At 63.0% G+C, this 18,099-nt stretch carries 17 protein-coding genes; 5 read left to right on the top strand and 12 right to left on the bottom strand.

The genetic code is table 11. The features are described 5' to 3' along the window. The first annotated feature begins 86 nt into the window (after window positions 1-86). Window positions 87-383, top strand: a complete 297-nt coding sequence (locus ASD63_RS02220) for a hypothetical protein (protein ID WP_034793757.1) — start codon at window positions 87-89, stop codon at window positions 381-383. A 12-nt stretch (window positions 384-395) separates the two neighbouring features. Here the strand turns inward: ASD63_RS02220 and ASD63_RS02215 are convergent, their stop codons facing one another. The 4 genes from ASD63_RS02215 to ASD63_RS02200 all read right to left on the bottom strand — a co-directional run bounded on the left by ASD63_RS02215 (window position 396) and on the right by ASD63_RS02200 (window position 5,283). After that, window positions 396-1,436, bottom strand: coding sequence for an ABC transporter ATP-binding protein (locus ASD63_RS02215; RefSeq protein WP_034793276.1), 1,041 nt, complete (start codon window positions 1,434-1,436; stop codon window positions 396-398). Continuing rightward, window positions 1,424-3,130, bottom strand: coding sequence for an iron ABC transporter permease (locus ASD63_RS02210; protein WP_060528871.1), 1,707 nt, complete (start codon window positions 3,128-3,130; stop codon window positions 1,424-1,426). Before ASD63_RS02210 ends, ASD63_RS02215 begins: the two co-directional genes overlap by 13 nt. Before the next feature lie 74 nt (window positions 3,131-3,204). Further along, the gene (locus ASD63_RS02205; protein ID WP_034793273.1) at window positions 3,205-4,185 is read right to left on the bottom strand and encodes an ABC transporter substrate-binding protein; all 981 of its coding nucleotides are present in this window, start codon (window positions 4,183-4,185) and stop codon (window positions 3,205-3,207) included. Window positions 4,186-4,356: 171 nt separating this feature from the next. Continuing rightward, on the bottom strand, window positions 4,357-5,283 hold the full coding sequence (locus ASD63_RS02200; RefSeq protein WP_034793270.1) for a peptidoglycan-binding domain-containing protein: 927 nt from the start codon (window positions 5,281-5,283) through the stop codon (window positions 4,357-4,359). 233 nt (window positions 5,284-5,516) lie between these two features. Here ASD63_RS02200 and ASD63_RS02195 point away from each other — a divergent pair, with 233 nt between their 5' ends. Then, window positions 5,517-5,987: a carboxymuconolactone decarboxylase family protein gene (locus tag ASD63_RS02195; RefSeq protein ID WP_034793267.1), complete on the top strand. Its 471-nt coding sequence runs from the start codon at window positions 5,517-5,519 to the stop codon at window positions 5,985-5,987. Continuing rightward, window positions 5,987-6,844: a sigma-70 family RNA polymerase sigma factor gene (locus ASD63_RS02190; protein ID WP_034793265.1), complete on the top strand. Its 858-nt coding sequence runs from the start codon at window positions 5,987-5,989 to the stop codon at window positions 6,842-6,844. Before ASD63_RS02195 ends, ASD63_RS02190 begins: the two co-directional genes overlap by 1 nt. Window positions 6,845-6,871: 27 nt before the next feature. Here ASD63_RS02190 and ASD63_RS02185 read toward each other — a convergent pair whose 3' ends face one another. Next, window positions 6,872-7,279, bottom strand: a complete 408-nt coding sequence (locus ASD63_RS02185; RefSeq protein WP_034793253.1) for a RidA family protein — start codon at window positions 7,277-7,279, stop codon at window positions 6,872-6,874. A 170-nt stretch (window positions 7,280-7,449) separates the two neighbouring features. Here ASD63_RS02185 and ASD63_RS02180 point away from each other — a divergent pair, with 170 nt between their 5' ends. Then, window positions 7,450-8,046, top strand: a complete 597-nt coding sequence (locus ASD63_RS02180) for a TetR/AcrR family transcriptional regulator (RefSeq protein WP_034793250.1) — start codon at window positions 7,450-7,452, stop codon at window positions 8,044-8,046. A gap of 35 nt (window positions 8,047-8,081) precedes the next feature. On the opposite strand, the gene ASD63_RS02175 is transcribed toward ASD63_RS02180, so the two are convergent. The 5 genes from ASD63_RS02175 to ASD63_RS02155 form a co-directional block, all read right to left on the bottom strand. Next, the gene (locus ASD63_RS02175; RefSeq protein ID WP_060528769.1) at window positions 8,082-9,986 is read right to left on the bottom strand and encodes an adenylate/guanylate cyclase domain-containing protein; all 1,905 of its coding nucleotides are present in this window, start codon (window positions 9,984-9,986) and stop codon (window positions 8,082-8,084) included. A 146-nt stretch (window positions 9,987-10,132) separates the two neighbouring features. Further along, complete coding sequence (locus ASD63_RS02170) at window positions 10,133-10,738, bottom strand: nucleoside deaminase (protein ID WP_034793244.1); 606 nt, start codon at window positions 10,736-10,738, stop codon at window positions 10,133-10,135. A gap of 244 nt (window positions 10,739-10,982) precedes the next feature. Continuing rightward, window positions 10,983-12,467, bottom strand: a complete 1,485-nt coding sequence (locus ASD63_RS02165) for a nucleobase:cation symporter-2 family protein (protein ID WP_034793242.1) — start codon at window positions 12,465-12,467, stop codon at window positions 10,983-10,985. A 404-nt stretch (window positions 12,468-12,871) separates the two neighbouring features. After that, complete coding sequence (locus tag ASD63_RS02160) at window positions 12,872-13,210, bottom strand: hypothetical protein (protein ID WP_034793239.1); 339 nt, start codon at window positions 13,208-13,210, stop codon at window positions 12,872-12,874. 159 nt (window positions 13,211-13,369) lie between these two features. After that, window positions 13,370-14,008 carry a glutathione S-transferase family protein gene (locus ASD63_RS02155; RefSeq protein WP_034793236.1) on the bottom strand — a complete coding sequence of 213 codons (639 nt, stop codon included), beginning with the start codon at window positions 14,006-14,008 and terminating at the stop codon, window positions 13,370-13,372. Window positions 14,009-14,274: 266 nt separating this feature from the next. Here ASD63_RS02155 and ASD63_RS02150 point away from each other — a divergent pair, with 266 nt between their 5' ends. After that, window positions 14,275-15,126 carry a hypothetical protein gene (locus ASD63_RS02150; protein ID WP_060643535.1) on the top strand — a complete coding sequence of 284 codons (852 nt, stop codon included), beginning with the start codon at window positions 14,275-14,277 and terminating at the stop codon, window positions 15,124-15,126. A 33-nt stretch (window positions 15,127-15,159) separates the two neighbouring features. On the opposite strand, the gene ASD63_RS02145 is transcribed toward ASD63_RS02150, so the two are convergent. Together ASD63_RS02145 and ASD63_RS02140 are read right to left on the bottom strand one after the other, a co-directional pair. Next, entirely contained in the window at window positions 15,160-15,507 is a 348-nt protein-coding gene (locus ASD63_RS02145; RefSeq protein WP_034793228.1) for a hypothetical protein, read from the bottom strand. Between the two features lie 92 nt (window positions 15,508-15,599). Further along, complete coding sequence (locus tag ASD63_RS02140; RefSeq protein WP_156623606.1) at window positions 15,600-18,035, bottom strand: arylsulfatase; 2,436 nt, start codon at window positions 18,033-18,035, stop codon at window positions 15,600-15,602. Between the last annotated feature and the right edge of the window lie 64 nt (window positions 18,036-18,099).

The following is an 18,099-nucleotide window of genomic DNA, read 5'->3' as shown; positions in this document are numbered from 1 at the left end:
GAACCGTTCCCATCGACGGCCCGGCCGATCGCTGTCCTTGAATCTGCCGGGCGATCATGCTTGCCTCTTTCAAACAGGAGCTTGCCATGTTCGCCCGATCCGCCGTCGCCTGCCTCGTCCTCGTCCTTGCCACCGGTCAGGCCACTGCCGCCCTTGCGCCGAATTTTCAGCGTGCCCGCGAACTGAACGCGGTCATCAACGCGGTCGCCGTCGCCGTTCCCAAACACCCGATCGACAAGGTCATCAGCCAGGGCCGCGACCGTTATGCCGTCGTCGCCGGCAAATGCACGGTGATCGCAAGGATCGTCGGCCTGCCGGCAAAGCCGGGCGTTGTCGGCCCGCGCCAGTTCGAGGTCGAACTCGACAAACCCGATTGCGACTGACGCCAACCCGACCTAGAGCCGCCACCCCTGGCTCATCACGAAGCGCGCCGTGTCTCCCGGCATGATCGCCCTGTCGCCATAGGCCTTCAATGACTGACCGTCCGGCAAAGCCAAGGTCAGGGCAAAACGCTCGCCTTCGAACACGCATGAGACGACGCGGAGCGCCATGCCCTCGCCGTCGTGGCGCACATGTTCCGGGCGCACGAGGACGTCGCGCACGGCGCCATCGCCCGCGCCTTCCATGCGGACGCCGGCAAGCGCTGACCGCAGCAGCGACCATTCGAGCGCCCGTGGCGCGCCCTCCGGCACGGCGAGCTTGAGCACCGAGCCGCGGCCGATCAGGCCGCCGACGACGGCGCCTTCGGGTCTTGCGTAGATCTCGGCCGGCGGCGCCATCTGCATCAGCCGCCCCTCGGACATGACGGCGACATCGGTTGCGAGCGCCATGGCTTCCGCCTGGTCGTGCGTCACATAGATCATCGTCGCGCCCGAGCGCTCGTGGAAGATGCGGAAGGTCTCCTCCATCGACTTGCGTAAGTGCTGGTCGAGATTGGCGAGCGGCTCGTCGAGCAGCACGACATCCGGTGAGGTCACCAGGCAGCGGGCCAGCGCCACGCGCTGACGCTGGCCGCCGGAAAGGGCTGCCGGCCGGCGGTCGGCATAGTCGGTGAGCTTCACCAGCGCCAGAGCATCGGCGACGCTCCTTTGCCACGCCGAGCCCGAAATGCCGCGGACCTTCAGCGGATAGCCGACATTTTCGGCCACCGTCATATGCGGCCAGAGCGCATAGGACTGGAACACCATCGCCATGTTGCGCCGCTCCGGCGGCAGCGCCCGTGCAGCATCCGAAAGCCGTCTTTCGCCAAAATCGATCGATCCATCGCTGGGCTGCTCGAAGCCGGCGATCATGCGCAGCACCGTCGTCTTGCCGCAGCCGGAAGGCCCGAGCAGCGCCAGGAAGCCGCCTTCCCGCACGGTCAGCGACACATCGGAAACCGCAGGCCGGCCGCCGCCGAAATGCTTGGTGACGTGATTGAGGATCAGTTGCGCCACGGCAGCACGCCTTCCGGGAGATAGTTTGCGAGAGCCTCGAGCGCGGCCATCAGCATGACGACCATGACGACCACGAGCACGGAAAGGGCTGCGGCCAGGTCCGACGAGCCGCTGTCGTCGAGATTGAAGATGGCGACGCCGAGTGTCTGGGTGCCGGCCGACCAGAGCAGCGCCGAGACCGTCAGCTCATTGGCGGCAATCAGGAAGACGAGGATGATCGCCGCACCCGCGGCCGGCGCTACCAAGGGCAGGATCACGTCGGACATCCGCCTGAAGAAGCCAGCACCGGCGAGACGCGCCGCCTCTTCCAGCGATGGGTCCATCTGCAGGAAAGCACTCATCACCGGCTTGAGGCTGACGGCGAGGAACGAGGAGAAGTAGGCAACCAGGATGATCCAGATGGTGCCATAGAGCGAGACCTTGAGGATCGGCAGAGGTGCGGCAAAGGTAAGGATGAAGGCGACGGCCAACACGATGCCCGGCAGCGCATAGGGGATCTCGATGAGGATGCCGAGCGTATTGGCAAGCCACCCTTTGCGTCGCGTCATGAGATAGGCTGATGGCACCGAGACGGCGAGCAGGCCGAATGCGGCCGTTGCTGCAAGGAACATCGAATTGCCAAGCGCCTTCAGCGTCATCGACTGGCGGAAGAGAATTTCTTCGTAAGCGCGCAGCGACACCGTCTGAAGGTTAAGCGGCACGCCATAGGCCGGCACCAGCGAGCTCGCGACAAGAGCGGCGAGCGGTGCGACCAGCACGAGAAGCAAGATCGCCACGAGGACCAGCTCGACGACCGGGCGGAAGCGGCCGAGCGAAAAGGCGGCATTCGCCCCGGAAAGGCCGATGATGCGGTAATCCCTGCCGACAAGCGCCTTCTGCTGCAGGATCAGCCCGGCAGCCGCGATCATGGCGATGAGGCTGGAGAGCAGCGCGATCTCGCCGAAGGTGCCGGCGCCGAAGCTGGCGAGCCGCGTATAGATCAGGGTCGGCAGCACCTCGATGCCCGCGGGAATGCCGAGGATCGCCGGAATGCCAAAATTGCCGACGCCGGAGACGAAGGCGATCGCCGCACCGGCAATCAGTCCCGGCAACGACAGCGGCGCGACGATGTCGCGAAAGACACGGAATGGCGTGGCCCCGGCAAGCCGTGCCGCCTCCACCCCGTCGCGCGGCGTTGCGGAAAGCCCGGCTTTCAGCGCCAGGAAAACCAGCGGCGCATGCTGGACGCCGAGAAGCAGCGAAATGCCTGCCAGCGAATAGAGCGGCTGCGGGCTGCCGAGCGGCGGCGCGATCCCGAGCGTCTTTAACAGCGGGCTCGCCGGCCCGGTCATCTCCACCCAGGCAAGCGCCGTCACCTGCGGCGGGATCATCATCGGCAGCATGAAGGCAAAGCTGAGCGCAAGCTTGCCGCGCACATCCGTCAGCGCCACCGAGAAGGCGAAGAGCGCGCCGATGACAACGGAGACGACCATGCCGCCGGTCGCGGTTATCAGCGTGTTGCGGAGGGCGGCAAAGGTTGCAGGTTCCGTCAGCACGCCAATCGACCGGCCCGAAATAAGCCCGGCAAAGCCGGCCTTCGCCAGGCTGAAGAGCGGCAGCAGGCAGAGGAGAAACAGGCAGGCGAGAACGAAGGGCACCAGCCAGCGCGGCTCGGCGGCGGGGCTCGCCCCTGCCCGCACCTTGGGCGCGCCCATCGTCCGGCCGTGAAAGGAAAGGCGCAGCCAGCGGGGCCGGCTGCGCGCATCGTTGCGTTCAAGCATTCCCGGGATCAGTTCGTGCCGAAGATGCCGGAGAAGGTTTTGAGATCCGCGTCGGAGTTCTTCACGGCCTCGGCCGCATTGACCGGCAGCACCTTGATCGTCTCGCGGGCCGGATAGCCCGCAGGCAGCGCCACGCCGTTGCGGGCCGGGATATAGCCCATCTTCACCGCCGCCTTCTGGCCTTCCTCGGACAGCAGGAAGTCGACGAACTTCTTCGCCGCCTCGACGTTCTTGGCGGTCTTCAGGATGCCGACGGGCTCGGTCACGGCAGACACGCCCTCGGCCGGGAAGACGAATTCCACCGGCGCGCCCTTGGCCTTCTCGCGGATCGCCATGAAATCGACGAGCATGCCATAGGCCTTCTCGCCGGTCGCAACCGCCTTCAAGACGCCGCCATTGCCGCCGGCAGCCGTAGCACCGTTCTCCGCGAGCGCCTTGTAATAGTCCCAGCCGAGGCCATCAATGCCAGTCAGGGTCTGAGCGTGAATGAGAGCCGCACCCGAGGTCAGCGGGCTCGGCATGGTGACGAGGCCCTTGGCCTCCGGCTTGCTGAGATCCTGCCAGCCCTCAGGCTTCATGGCGGCGGAGGTGTTATAGACGATGCCGGTCGTGATCATCTTGGTGGAGTAATAGGCGCCGTCCGCATCATAGAGTGCCGCGTCGTAGCTTGCCGCTTCCGGCGACTTGTAGTCGGCGAGATGGCCTGCTTCCTTCAGCCGCTGCATGGTCACGGTGTCGGCGATGAGCAGCACGTCGGCCACCGGATTGCCGGCCTCGATCTCTGCCATCAGCTTGGCCATGATCTTGGTCGTGCCCTCGCGCACCCATTCCACCTCGATGCCGGGATTGGCGGCCTGGAACGCGTCGACCGTCGCCTGCGCATCCTCGTTCGGCTGGCTGGTATAGAGCACCAGGCTCTCGGCATAGGCCGCGGTCGAAAGCAGGCCTGCGACAACAGCGCCGGCAAGGACGGAGACAAACGATTTCATGGATACACCCTCGTGTTGAAACTGGCGCCGAGGGATAGGGCCACCCTTTTACAGGGGTATGACAGAACCGGGGGACGCGCGATCTGTGGGTCCCGATGCAGGTCGCGCAAATGTGCGCAGCGGTTTTGCGGCGACGACGTGCATAAAAACAAGAGCTTCACGCGATGAGCTTTAGCGCGCGCCCGTCGACATCTGGCTGCGGTGGAGCACATAGGCATTGGCCAGTGTGTAGAGGAACTCGCGGTCACTGTAGTGCGCATAGTGGTCCAGCCTGTAGACGCGCGCGAAATTTCGGGCAGCGACCTCGAACTCCGGTCCGAGCGCATTGTCGACATCACCAAAATAGAAGCCGATGGCCTTCAGGTATTTCTGAATGAGGCGAAGGTCGCCCTCCGCCGACTGGATGGTCAGCTTGTTGAATTCGTTGGTGGTGAAGATCGACAGGTCGTCATTGGTGTTGCGGTGCTCGAAGGTCATGACATAGCCGAGGTTCTCCGCAGCGATGAAGGCGTGCATCGTCTTCAGGATGACGTTGTACTCGACCGGCCGGCCGCTCAAGGGCGCCATGCCACGGTTGAAGAGCAGCATCATCGAGGCGATCCTCGACGTCATGGAAAAGGGACTGCTCGGCGAATAGCCGAGCACCTCGAAGACGCAGCCGGCGGCCTGATAGTCCTCGGCCGGATCGAGCACCCGGCGCAGATACTCGTTGTCCACACCGATAATCCGGTTGTCCTTGCCATAGTGAAGCCGGCCCTTGATGGGAGCGCCCTCTTGGGTCGCGGCCTGGCCCGCCTCGACGGCCAGCTCGCGAATGGCCATGCCGAGTCGGCCCATCAGCATTGTCGCGATTACCGCCTCGACAGCGGCCTTTTCCATGCCGTTTCGGGGAATGACCGCACTGCCGTGGCCGACATAGGCATCGAGCGCGCCGAAGCTTGCTGCGAATTCTCCCTGGAGCTGGCCATACCAGTTAGGCAAAAGCGCCTTCAGCGCAAAGCTTCGCCTCTCCAGCTTCCGCCACAGCGCCGCAAAGTCGTTAATGGTGATCTCGAAGACGTACGGAATATCGAGTGCGGCATTGAATTCGTCTGCCATTGAGTACCTCCCGAAGCACTCGGCACCACCACCTGCAATAAAGGATCCCCCAGGCTACACTCACATATCGGCCGAATGCGGCATAGTCATCCAAACGGGTTAGTGCGGCGCGGCATGCGCCGGCTCCGCACAAAACAATCCACACTGGAGTTTTCAAAAAAAATTCGCGGCCATGTCACACCGGCCGTCGCTCGCTCGTCATGGTATCGGAACCAACGAAAGGAAACGGAACCATGACTGCCAAGATCGACCTTTTCGCCGCTGCCCCGCAACTGATGAAGAGCTGGACCAGTGTCTCGATGGCCGTTGCCGCGAGCCTTGACGCCACTATTATCGAACTCGTGAAAATCCGCGCCTCGCAGATCAACGGCTGCGCCAACTGCATCAACATGCACACCCAGGAAGCCCGCGAAAAGGGCGAGACGGAACAGCGCATCTACCTGCTTTCCGCCTGGCGCGAAGCGCCCTGCTATTCCGATCGCGAGCGCGCCGCGCTAGGCTGGACAGAATCGCTGACGCGGCTTTCGGAAGGCCACGGCCATGAAGCGGCCTATCAGGCGCTGAAGGACCATTTCACCGAGGAGGAACAGGTGAAGCTCACGCTGATGATCAACGTCATCAACGGCTGGAACCGTCTGGCCGTCGGCTTCGGCCTCTGGGTCGATCCGGCAGCCGCCAAGGCCGCCGCCCAGGCTGCCGCCTGATGGTGGACAGCGCCCATGAGGACGCAGCGGCGGTTTTCGACCCGCTGCGTCCGAAGCTCGTCCGCGTCGCCTACCGCATGCTCGGCTCGGTCGCCGATGCGGAGGACATGGTGCAGGAGGCCTTCATCCGCTGGATGGGGGCCGACCGCACATCCGTGCGCGAGCCGGAGGCGTTTCTGCGCCGCACCGTCACGCGGCTCTGCCTCGACCAGTTGAAATCCGCGCGGCTGAAGCGCGAGACCTATGTCGGCCCCTGGCTTCCCGATCCGGTCGTCGAGGAGGAGCCGGAGGACGACGTCACCCTGCCCCTGATGCTGGCACTCGAACGGCTCTCGCCGCTGGAGCGCGCCGCCTTCCTGCTGCACGACGTCTTCGGCCAGAGCTTCGATGAGGTAGCGGCAACGATCGACCGCGACGCCGCCGCCTGCCGCCAGCTTGCGGCCCGGGCCCGCACCCATGTGCGCGAGGAACGCCCCCGCTTCCAGATCGAGCAGCAGCGCGGCCTGGAACTCGCCAACGCCTTCTTTGCCGCCTCCCGCCACGGCGATATGAAAACGCTCGGCTCCATGCTCGCAGCCGATGTCAGCGTACATTCCGACGGCGGCGGCAAGCGCCCGGCCGCCCTGCAGCCGATCCTCGGCTTCGACGCTGTGATGAAGGTGCACGCGCAACTGGCCGCCCTCTTTGCCAAGCACGGCTCGACGCTCGTGCGCGCCGGCTTCATCAACGGCCTGCCCGGCTTTGTCACCCGGGAGGCCGATGGCGAACTGCAGACGACTGCGCTAGAGATCGAGAACGGCAAGGTCGTGGCGATCTACGTCGTGCGCAACCCGGACAAGCTGGTGCATTTGCACTAGAACCCGGGTTGCCACGTTCCCAATGACCTACGCGGCCAGTTGGCCGGCCGGAATCCGCGCGATCACCTTGATCTCGAAATCGAAACCGGCGAGCCAGTTGACGCCGATGGCGGTCCAGTTGGGATAGGGCTTTTCGCTGAAGATCCGGTTCTTGACGGCCATGATCGTCTCGAACTGGTGTTCGGGGTCGGTGTGGAAGGTCGTCACATCGACGATGTCGTCGAAGCTGCAGCCGGCTGCCGCGAGCGTCGCTTCGAGATTGTCGAAGGCGCGTTCGACCTGGCGTTCGAAATCCGGCTCCGGGGTGCCATCCTCACGGCTCCCCACCTGCCCCGAGACGAACAGCAGGTCCTGTGACCGGATGGCCGCGGAGTAGCCGTGCGCCTCGTAGAGCGCATGACGATTTGCCGGAAAGATTGCGTTGCGTTTGGTCATCGGTCTGATCCTTCTCGTAAATTGAGGGCGCGCAAACGGGCGCGCCCTGCCGTTTCAGGCAGAACTTCACAAAACCCGCTTCATTTGATATACGGAACGTATCTGAAATAGCGAAATACGACGCGTATGTCAAATCCATATACGCGTCGTATCTGAATTTGAGGTCAAGAATGGCCAGAAGCCGCCAGGAAACGATGGAGGAAAACCGCGCGAAGCTGATTTCGGCCGGCCGAAAGGCCTTTGCCGAAAAGGGCTATGCGGCGGCCTCGATGGATGAGTTGACCGCCGATGTCGGGCTGACGCGCGGCGCGCTCTATCACAATTTCGGCGACAAGCGCGGGCTCCTGGCCGCGGTCGTAACGCAGATCGACGGCGAGATGGCCGCCCGCGCCAAGGCGATCGGCGCAGATGCGGCAGCCGGTGACCACTGGCAGGCGATGCTTGCCGAAGGGGCCGCCTATATCGAGATGGCGCTCGATCCCGAAGTCCAGCGCATCGTTCTGCTCGATGGCCCGGCCGTGCTCGGCGACCCCTCGAAATGGCCGAGCCAGAACAGTTGCCTGCTGGCGACCAAGCGCTCGGTAGAGCAACTGCTGGACAAGGGCGTGCTGAAGCCGGTCGATCCGGAAGCGGCCGCGCGGCTCTTGAGCGGTGCCGCCCTCAACGCTGCCCTCTGGGTCGCCGCCAGCGACGAGCCGAAAGCGGTCTTGCCGAAGGCGATCGACGCCTTCCGCGCCATGGCCACCGGCCTGCTGGCGGAGCGCTGATCCGCCCCGATGGGCGGTCGTAGCGGCGGCAAGGACTAACGGGCGTTCGCGCGCAAAAGCTCCCAGAGGTCGATGCCTCCCGAGCGCCCCTTCACGTGCACCATCCCCATCGCGCGGAAGTCGAAGAGGTCGGCAACCGCAGACTGCACCGCCCCGCTCACCAGGATCGACGTGTTGAACTCCTTGTTCAGCCCCTCGAGCCGCGAGGCGACGTTGATCGTGTCGCCCATGGCCGTGTATTGCTGCCGCGCGATCGCGCCGAAGCTGCCGACGACCGCCGGCCCCGTATGCACGCCAAAGCGCGTGAACAGCTCCGGCCGGCCGCCTTTGCGGTTGGTCTCGTTCAGGCGATCGACCGCCGCCTTCATCGCCAGCGCGCAATGACAGCCATTCTCGATGTGCTGCGGATCGGCAACCGGCGCGTTCCAGATGACGAAGATGCTGTCGCCGAGATACTGGATCACGGTCCCGTGGTACTGCTCGGCCACCGTGTTCAGCATCTCGAAATAGGCCGAGAGAATATCGACGACTTCCTCCGGCGAATGCTGTTCGGAGATGGTGGTGAAGTCGCGCACGTCGGTGAAAAGCGCCGTCACCTCCTGCCGCCTGCCCCGGACCGCCGCCCCGCCCTCAGGGTCGATGATCCGGCGCACCACCTCGCGCGGAACATAGAGCGCAAACTGGACGATAGCGCGCCGGCTGGCGGAAAGCGCGCCGCCAAGCGTATTGATCTCGGTGATCCAGGAATACGGGGCGTCCGTGCCGGCAAAGTTCAGGTCACCGATCCGCCGCGCCTCGTCGGCGAGGTGATAGAGCTTGCGGCTGATCACGCGGGACAGCATGAGCGAGCCGACCACGCCGGCCACCAGCACGGCTGCGGCAATCATGAGGTTGCGCACCAGGAGCCGGTTTGCCTGCACCACCAGATCCTGCAGCGGCACGACGATCGCGACCGAGCTGCCCTTGAAGAGGCCGGATACGCTGACGGGTGCCATCTGGACCAGATAGCGCTCGCCGGCAAAATCGGCTTCGGCAAGACCACCGCCCGCATAGGCGGGATCCTTGCGCAGCCCGGCGACGACGTCGAGGCTGGGATCCAGGCTGCGCATGCCGGCGCCGCCACCACCCGACCAGGCGCCGAGGATTGTGCTCATGACCGCGGGATCGGAATGGGCGACGAGGTTGTTGTCGCTGCCGATGACATAGGACCGGGCCCGCGGTGAGATCTCGCGCGCATCGAGAAGGCGGCTGATGGTCTGAAGGTGGATGTTGGTGCCGACCACGATCCCCTCCTTGCCCTTCAGCGGAACGGCCAGCGCCAGCGTCGGAACCTTCAGCGTTCCGGTGACATAGGGCCCGACGGAAACCGGACCGCCGGCTCGCAACGCCGTCTGATACCAGGGGCTCTGCCGCGGGTCGAAATTGGTGCGCTCGAACGGACGCTCCCCGATCGTCTGCGCCGCAGCATCGAGGAACCGAAGGGTAGAGACGGTGCCCGCGTCCTTGGCATGCGCAAGCAACCGAACGGCAAAGGCGGTGCCTGCCGGTGCCGCCAGACTTTGGCGAACATAGTCCCGCCCCGTGTTGATCACCTGCAGGTAGGATCCATCAGGATAGCCGGCATAGACGCTCGTCGCGTTGGAAACGCTTCTGAGCACCTCCAGGAAGAACTGCTCCTTCGGCTGCAGGTCGCCCGGCGGCGCGACGGCCAGCTGCGGCACGGTGGACGCAAGCGCGACCGCCTCGTGGCCGCCCTCGAGCGCATTCCTGTAGCCCTCGATCAGCCTCAGGCTCATCTCGCGCATGTGCTTTTCGCCGGCAAGGATCGCCGCCTGCCGCCCCTGGCTGAACGCCATCCAGATGATCGGCGTCGCCGTTAAGATGAGCAGCGCCACGACGAGCACGCTGAGATGCACCCTGAGAGGCCTGGACCAGTTCACGCAATTCCCCCGAAACGCGACTGTATGGAGGCGACCCTAGCACCTGCCCTGGCGAGGGGGAATGCATATTCTTTCAAAGAAATAGGCCATTTCAATCTCTGATGAGAGAATGAAATGGCCCGGTACAGGTGACGGCTTTTCGAGCGTCAGTTCAGCGGAATGGCGTTGCCGTCCTTGCTGTCCTGATAGACGGAGGAGAGATCGTCGTATTTCGCCCGGATCGCCTCGGCGCGGGCCTTGAGTTCCTGGCGTTGCGGCTCGGGCAGAGCGTCGATCAGCGCGTGGATCGACTGGCCCTTCCAGAAGGCATTGGTGCGGTTGTAGCCGCCCGGCTCCAGCGTGAAGACCTCCTTCAGGATCTTCAGGTCATGCGGAATGGAGAAACTGTCGCGGGAATCCTCGTGGCTGAAGAAGTAGAAGAAATTGTCGAAACCCGCCCAGGTGATCGCCGAAAGGCACATCGAGCACGGCTCATGCGTCGAGAGGAAGATGAGGTCGCGGCTGTCCGGCCGCTTCTCGCCCTCGATCTCGTAGAACCGCTTCAGCGTGTGCACTTCGCCGTGCCAGAGCGGGTTTTCCGTCTCGTTGTTGGTTTCGACAAGCACGGTCGAAAGATCGGATTTGCGCATCAGCGCCGCGCCGAAGATCTTGTTGCCGGCGGCAACGCCCGCTTCCGTGGCCGGAATGATGCCCTTCTCCATCGTGTGAAGGAGCGCATCGAGCAGCGCGTAATTGTCGGTCTCACGTGTCATTCCCAATGTCCTTTTGTTGGGTTTTTCAATCAACGCCAGGAAAAACAGGAAGCGGTTTCCTGCCCGGAATGGCGGGTTTCACAAGCAACTCCAGAAAAAGTGCGAGCGGTTTTTCGTCTGGGATTGCGTGTCTCAAAGCAACTCCAGAAAAAGTGCGAAGCGGTTTTTCGTCCGGGATTGCGTAATTCAAAGCAACCCCAGGGAAAGCAGTCTGGGATTGCATCATTTCAGGGAGCTTGCCGGTTCAGTGCGCCTCCGCCGCAATCAGCGGCACCTCGGTGCCCTTGGCATCGTAGAGCTTGCCGTTGAGGAAGTAGTCGCCGTCGTGCAGCCTTGCGATGTCCTGGTAGCGGATCGTGCGTTCGGTTGCAGCCACGAAGACCGACTGCTGGTCGGAATTGCCTGCGGTGAAGTGATTGAACAGGAGGTTGAGCAGGATCGCCATGACGGCCGCCGACGAGATGCCCGAATGGAAGATCGTGGCGACCCAGGCCGGGAAATGCTCGTAGAAGCCGGGTGCCGCAATCGGGATCATGCCGAAGCCGATCGAGGTCGCGACGATCACCAGGTTCATGTTGTTATTGTACTCGACCTTGGACAGCGTGCGGATGCCGCTTGCCGCAACCGTGCCGAAAAGCACGATGCCGGCGCCACCAAGCACCGAGGTCGGCACCGAGGCGACGACGCGACCCATGATCGGCAAGAGGCCGAGCGTTACCAGGAACAGGCCGCCCGTTGCCACCACATAACGGCTCTTCACGCCCGTCACCGCCACGAGGCCGACATTCTGGGCAAAGGCGCTCTGGGTGAAGGAGCCGACGACCGGCGCGAGAATGCTCGACAGCATGTCGGCACGAAGGCCGTCACCAAGCCGGCGCGAATCCACCTTGGTTTCGACGATCTCACCGACGGCGAGAATGTCGGCCGAGGTCTCGACCAGCGTCACCATGATGACGATCAGCATCGAGATAACAGCCGCAAGCTCGAAGGTCGGATAGCCGAAATGGAAGATCCTCGGCAATGCGAAGACCGGGCCGTTTGCAACTTGCGAGAAATCGGTCATGCCGGCGACATAGGCAATGCCGGTACCGATAACGATCGACAGCAGGATCGAAAGCCTGGAGATCGAAGCGTTGCCGAGTTTGCTCAAGAGCAGCACGATGATGAGCGTGACCGCCGCAAGCTGGATATTGGCGGTGCTGCCGAAGTCCGGCGCCGCCTTGTTGCCGCCCATCGCCCAGAATGCCGCAACCGGCATCAGCGTCAGGCCGATGGTGGTAATGACGATGCCGGTGACGAGCGGCGGGAAGAAGCGGGTGATGCGCGAAAACACCGGCGTGATCAGAAGGCCGATCAATGAAGCCGCGATGACCGCACCAAGGATCGCCGGAATGCCGCCATTGCCGGAAATGGCGATCATCGTGGCGACACCCGAGAACGAGACGCCCTGCACCAGCGGCAGGCGGCTGCCGAAGAATGGCACGCCGATCGTCTGCAAGATGGTGGCGAGGCCACCGGCGAAAAGCGAGGCGGTGACGAGCAGGCCGACATCGCCGGAATTCAAGCCCGCCGCCTGGCCAAGGATCAGCGGAACGGCGACGATGCCGCCATACATGGTCAAGACGTGCTGCAGGCCATAGGCGAGGTTCGCGCCGATGCTCAGCCGTTCGTCTTCCGGATTTTGCGCCGGATTCTGGGTATGCGTAGTGTCCTCTGAAATGCTTGCCAAGGGTATCTCCTCCATACCTTCGCGATATGTCCCGTCTCCAGCGGGACAACCAAAAGGGTACTGAAGGTAGGCAAATCTCGCTTTCCTAAAAAAGGCGAAACACCTTTCGGGTTTTGGGCGGGAATGGTTGGGGCGGGAAATATCTGCCGCAATCGGCCTTTTTTAAGCGGTTTCCGACGCTTTCAACCGCAAGATCCGATCGCCAGGGGCAATCGGCTCCACCGATAGGCCATTCAAAGGAGAGCAGAGATCATCGCATTGCGCAATGGTCGCGGCGCTCTCGTACCGCTTTCCCCGCCGATCGAAGGGGCACAATGAAGCCGAGGCGGCCGCCGGCACCGCCCGTGTCACCGTTGCCTTCACTGCGAAAGTTCCAGCCCAGCACCAGTTGGACGCGACTGCCCCTAGAGGCTGCAGCCCGGATGCTTGTAGAGATCGGCCTGCGACAGATCCGGCGGGCATGGCGAGCTCTTGCCGCTCCCTTGGCCGCAAGCCGAGGGCTTGATCTGCGAGATCGCCGAGTAGTGTCCCTGGGAGACATGCACCCGGACGCAGGTCTTGGTGCCGGCATTCCACCAGGTATTGTTGCCGCCGACGTCGACATAGCCCCTGGACTGCATCTCGCTCTCGGCGCCAGGCGCGCGTGCGCCGACGAGATCGGCGATATCGGCCGGCGATTTGGCAAGGGTTGCTGTCGGAAGGGACATCAATGCTGCTGCTGCGATTGCGACTGTGAAACGCATCGGACGAATTCCTTCTGAGCAAGAAGAGGCTGTTCGCATGCTAGCGCGACTGTATTAGCAGAGGAGAAAATGGATGGCGAGAACAATCACGCAACCTGCGAATGCGCGGCGACAACCACCGGCCGTCGCCGCCGCTCGACGGCAGGCAAAGGCCGCCGCTCAGCCTGATATCGGAGGCAACGCGGGCGCATCAAGCCCGCGGAACGGATCGCGCCAGGCGTCGATCGCCTCGAGCTGCCCGGCCCAGCGCGCAAGTGCCGGATAGTCCGCGAGCCGCAGCCTTGCCACATCATTGTATGGCAGGAATGTCGCCATGCGAAAATCGGCGTAGGAGACCGCCTCGCCGACCAGCCAGGCGTGAGCGGAGAGTTCGGCATCGAGCAGCCGGGCCGCCTTGTGGAACGCCTTCATCCCCTCCTCCACCATGGCCTCGTCACAAGTGCCGATGCCGTAGCGCAGCTTGGTGCCGCGCTCCCAATGCACCATGTCACAGGCCTTCACGAAGTTCTCCTTGCCCCAGCTGATCCAGCGGACCATCTCCGGCTCGTCGTCATCCCTTCGCCAGAGGTTGGAGCCGACCTGGCGAGAGAGAAAGCAGGCGATCGCATCCGCCTCCCACAGCGCCCGGCCGGGACGCTCCAGGATCGGCAAAAGCAGGTTGGGATTGAGCGGCCGATAGCGGTCCGCCTGCCCCGGCGCCAGCGGCTCGGCATATTCGAACGCGACCTCTGCCTTCAGAAATCGGGCCGTGGCGACCGCCAGGCGCGGATTGGGGTTGCGGCTGAAATAGAGCTTCATGCGGTGGCTCTCCGTTGGTGCACGTCGTGAAGACGAACCGAGGCGACGCTTGCCGACAGGCGCGAGAGAAAATCGACCGTTCCCTTCGACCGGTAGCACCACCCGCCCGCGCATCATGTCGTCCGGCTGAACGCGAGCAAAACGATATTGGATAAAATTGCCCAAACCAAATGCGCAAACGCTTGACCGTTTTCCGGTAACTCGTTGCGCAACCGGTGGGATCAAGACGGGAACAATCCACATCCTGGTTGCCGGAGATCGCCTGGATGAGCAGCCGCCGCCTGCGGCTGCGCGCGGAAGGTTGGATAGTCATGTGGCCATTCGAGAACGACGAATATCCCGAAGGGTATTTGCTGTCTACGGAGCAGAGCGGGCCGAATGAACCACGGAGCGATTATGGTCGGCGGCATGGCGTTGCCGTTCTCCACTATCGCTTCGGAATAGCTTTTGCCGCCGACCGCGTCCGCCTACCTGACGGAACACGCGGCCGGGCTCGCTCCGCGGATATCGGCCGACAACATTGGCGGCGGCCGCTCAATGACCGTGAGCGCGCTTGGTCCAGCGCGGCCGTGGCAATTCCGATCGACTGGCGTTGGGGGAAGCTGATCATCACGCCAGGCGATGTGATTTTTGAGGACGATCAATCGCTGCCGGAGGTCTACTTCACCGGCGACAACGAGCGCCTCGACCGCGATCTCTATCAAAGCCGGGAGATAAAAGACCTAGTGGTAACGATGGAAGGATGCAATGCGCTCTACCGTCTGCTCGTGTACGGATTTTGGCAGCGGGATCCCGACGATGAACCCTGTACATATATGCAGGATGATGCCGCAAGAACGCTTGCAACGATACGTGGTCTCGGCGAGAGACACTACGATCTGACAAATGCCGGCTGGCTAGGTTACGACGGCGGCGAAGACCATCTGATGCGCCGTCATCTCAAGCGGCTCGGCTGGCACGACGTTCGGGAGCAGCCTATTGACACCCTTTTTTCGGAAAGTCGGCCCAATGAGTCTTCCGAAACCTTGGAACTCATGCGGCGAATGGCGCTTTTCCTTGTCGCTTCTGTGGCGGCCCTTCATATCCTGCTTGCCATAGCTGCACTTGCGGGCGGATAACGCCCCCACAATGTCCCCGTCCCTATCCGAAAACTAGCCGGCGCCGGGCGTGTGACGTCCGCGCCAGAGCAAGACCGACAGCACCGCATGAACTGCGATCGCAGGCCACAGAAGGACGCCGGTGGAGCCATCCGTCAGTCCGAACCAGGCCAGATAGAGCGTGACGGCCGCACTGTAGATCAGCATGCCGATGAGGCTTGAGTTCTTCCAGCAGGCAACGCCGAGTGCGATCAGGGCAATTCCCGCCACCCGGGCCGTCGGGATCGCCGGCCCGGTGAGTAGCTCGCCAAGCAGCACCTGCCCCACGAGCGAAGGCGCCACCACCAGTGCGAGCCCTGTTGCCATCTCCCCGAAGGCGGCGAGATCAAGCACGCGTATCATCGGAACGCACCTCTCCCAGTCGTTTGTGTCCGGGCCTTGCGATGCAAGGTCGCCAGAGCGTCCCATGTGCGTTCACGTGAACGCACGGCGCTCTAGGGCGTTGCGTTTGGCTTCAATTCGAAAGTCAGTTTGTCGATCTTGCCCGTAAAGCGGAAGGGCGTGTCGTAGCGGTGTTCCAGAAGGGCGACGCCGGTGCGCGTGTCGAGACCGACGTCGAAGGTCTCATCCTCGGGGAAAGTGACCGGGATGCCATGATCGATGCTGTTCCTGGCGACCTCCTTGCCGTCCACCGACAGAACGCCGGTGCCCCCGGCGCCAAGTCCCTTTCCATCCGACTTGAAGTCGAAGACGATCCTGTGTTTGCCGGGTTCGAGTTCCGGTCCTTCCCACAGGGTGCGCTTGAGGTCGAGGAGATTGTAGAGGAACACGACCTTCCCACTGCCGACACCGAAGTCGCCCTGGCTGAGGAAGAGGCCGTAACCGCCAAAGCGGCCACCCTCGGTGACGATCATGCCTTGCGCACCGTCGTCGGGTATCTCGACATCGGCCGTAATCGTATAGGACTTGTTCAAGGTGCTCGGCGCAGCGCTGGCCGGCACACCACTCAGTTCGCCGCGGTAGGTGAATTCCGTACGGCCGGCCGTCAGGTTCGGCCGCGGGGCGTTCCAGCGTGCGAGCGTCGAATTGTCGAGCGGCAGCACGTTGTACTTCTTCGCCTCGGCATAGAAGAGGTCCTGCAATTCCTTGAGTTTGTCAGGCATTTTGGCGGCAAGATCGGTGAATTGCGTCGGGTCTTCATCGACGTTGTAGAGTTCCCAGTTGTAGCCGGTGATCACGTCGGGCGGCGTCTTGGTGCTGAGTTCCCACGGCAGCGTCGCGGGCGTCGTCGCGGCGACCCATCCGTCGTGGTAGATCGCGCGGTTTCCCAGCATCTCGAAGTACTGGGTCTTGTGTTCGGTCGGCGCAGCGGCATTCGCCTTGTCCCATGTATAGGCCATGCTGACGCCTTCGACCGGCTCCTGTTTGATGCCGTTGATCGTCTCCGGTTGCGGGATGCCTGTCGCCTCCAGGATCGTCGGCACGATGTCGATGAAGTGGTGAAACTGCGCGCGGACACCGCCAGCGTCGTTGATATGGCCGGGCCACGACATGACCATGCCCTGCGCCGTCCCGCCAAAGTGCGATGGCACCTGCTTGACCCACTTGAACGGTGTCCCCATCGCCCAGGCCCAGCCGGCTGCGAAATGCGGGAATGTCCGCTCCGAACCCCAGAACGGATACCAGAGAAACTGGTCCTTCACCGGAACGTCGACGCCGTTGAATGTGGTGAACTCATTCGGCGTGCCGTTGAGCATGCCCTCGGCGCTCGCGCCGTTGTCGCCGCCGATGTAGATGATCAGGGTGTTGTCGAGCTCGCCGATATCTTCCACCGCCTGGATGACGCGCCCGATCTCGTTGTCGGCATAGGCAAGGTAGGCGGCGTACACATCGGCCTGCCTGATGAACAGTTTCTTCGCCTCCAAACTGAGGGAATCCCATTGCGGCAACCCCTCCGGCCACGGCGTGAGCTTCGCGTTCTCAGGCATGATGCCGAGCCGCTTCTGATTGGCGAAGATCGTCTCGCGCACCTTGTTCCAGCCCTCGTCGAAGAGGTGCATGTCGCTGATCTTCTTGATCCATTCGGGCGTCGGGTGGTGTGGTGCATGGGTGGCACCGGGCACGTAGTAGACGAGCCAGGGCTTGCCCGGGGCGATCTCGCTCAACTGCCTGATGTGCTGGATCGCCTCGTCGGCCATGGCCGTTTCCAGGTTCCACTTGGGATTGCCTTCAAACGGATAGATGGCCGTGGTGTTGCGGAACAGGTTCGGCTGCCACTGGCTCGCATCGCCGCCGACGAAGCCATAGAAATAATCGAAGCCCATGCCCGTCGGCCACTGGTTGAAGGGGCCCGCCTGGCTCGATTGATAGGACGGCGTGTTGTGGTTCTTGCCGAACCACGCGGTGGCGTAGCCATTTTCCTTGAGGATCGTGCCAACAGTGCCTTTCTCGATCGGGATGATCGAATCGTAGCCCGGATATCCGGTCGCGATCTCCCCGACGACCCCGTAGCCAACCGAATGGTGATTGCGCCCGGTGATCAGCGCCGCACGAGACGGCGAGCAGAGCGATGTCGAGTGGAAGTTCGTGAAGCGCAACCCCTCCTTGGCGATGCGGTCCATGGCCGGTGTTGGAATGACCCCGCCAAAGGTGCTGGGCGCACCGAAGCCTTGATCGTCCGTCATGATCAGCAGCACATTGGGCGCGCCTTTCGGCGGCACGACCCGCGGAGCCCACCAGGGCGTCGATTCCGAGGCCTTTTCCTTGATTACACCGCCAAAAGCCGGACTTGGTGACGGAAGCTGCTTACCCGTAATTGTTGTCGTCGCTCCCGGGGCGCCGAGCGTCCCTGAAACCTGCTGTGCCCATGCGGACGTAAAACCAAGCGCGAAGAAGGCTGCACCCGCAAGCATGCTCTGGCCAATGGTCATGGCGAACACCCCTATTGCAGATCGTTGAATCTCCACCGATTTAGGCTAGTCTAATATACGCAAA

This window comes from Ensifer sp. Root558 (genome assembly GCF_001427045.1).
Classification (GTDB): Bacteria; Pseudomonadota; Alphaproteobacteria; order Rhizobiales; family Rhizobiaceae; genus Ensifer; species Ensifer adhaerens.
Note: the sequence above shows the minus strand (reverse complement) of the source record. Positions and strands in the feature narration are given on the sequence as shown.

Excerpts from the sequence above, each read along its gene's own strand:
- ASD63_RS02155 (WP_034793236.1), bottom strand. The coding sequence starts at position 14,008 with ATGAAGCTCTATTTCAGCCGCAACCCCAATCCGCGCCTGGCGGTCGCC.
- ASD63_RS02140 (WP_156623606.1), bottom strand. The coding sequence starts at position 18,035 with ATGACCATTGGCCAGAGCATGCTTGCGGGTGCAGCCTTCTTCGCGCTT.
- ASD63_RS02185 (WP_034793253.1), bottom strand. The coding sequence starts at position 7,279 with ATGACCAAACGCAACGCAATCTTTCCGGCAAATCGTCATGCGCTCTAC.
- ASD63_RS02200 (WP_034793270.1), bottom strand. The coding sequence starts at position 5,283 with ATGGCAGACGAATTCAATGCCGCACTCGATATTCCGTACGTCTTCGAG.
- ASD63_RS02205 (WP_034793273.1), bottom strand. The coding sequence starts at position 4,185 with ATGAAATCGTTTGTCTCCGTCCTTGCCGGCGCTGTTGTCGCAGGCCTG.
- ASD63_RS02170 (WP_034793244.1), bottom strand. The coding sequence starts at position 10,738 with ATGACACGTGAGACCGACAATTACGCGCTGCTCGATGCGCTCCTTCAC.
- ASD63_RS02145 (WP_034793228.1), bottom strand. The coding sequence starts at position 15,507 with ATGATACGCGTGCTTGATCTCGCCGCCTTCGGGGAGATGGCAACAGGG.
- ASD63_RS02220 (WP_034793757.1), top strand. The coding sequence starts at position 87 with ATGTTCGCCCGATCCGCCGTCGCCTGCCTCGTCCTCGTCCTTGCCACC.
- ASD63_RS02210 (WP_060528871.1), bottom strand. The coding sequence starts at position 3,130 with ATGGGCGCGCCCAAGGTGCGGGCAGGGGCGAGCCCCGCCGCCGAGCCG.
- ASD63_RS02180 (WP_034793250.1), top strand. The coding sequence starts at position 7,450 with ATGGCCAGAAGCCGCCAGGAAACGATGGAGGAAAACCGCGCGAAGCTG.
- ASD63_RS02190 (WP_034793265.1), top strand. The coding sequence starts at position 5,987 with ATGGTGGACAGCGCCCATGAGGACGCAGCGGCGGTTTTCGACCCGCTG.
- ASD63_RS02150 (WP_060643535.1), top strand. The coding sequence starts at position 14,275 with ATGAGCAGCCGCCGCCTGCGGCTGCGCGCGGAAGGTTGGATAGTCATG.
- ASD63_RS02160 (WP_034793239.1), bottom strand. The coding sequence starts at position 13,210 with ATGCGTTTCACAGTCGCAATCGCAGCAGCAGCATTGATGTCCCTTCCG.
- ASD63_RS02195 (WP_034793267.1), top strand. The coding sequence starts at position 5,517 with ATGACTGCCAAGATCGACCTTTTCGCCGCTGCCCCGCAACTGATGAAG.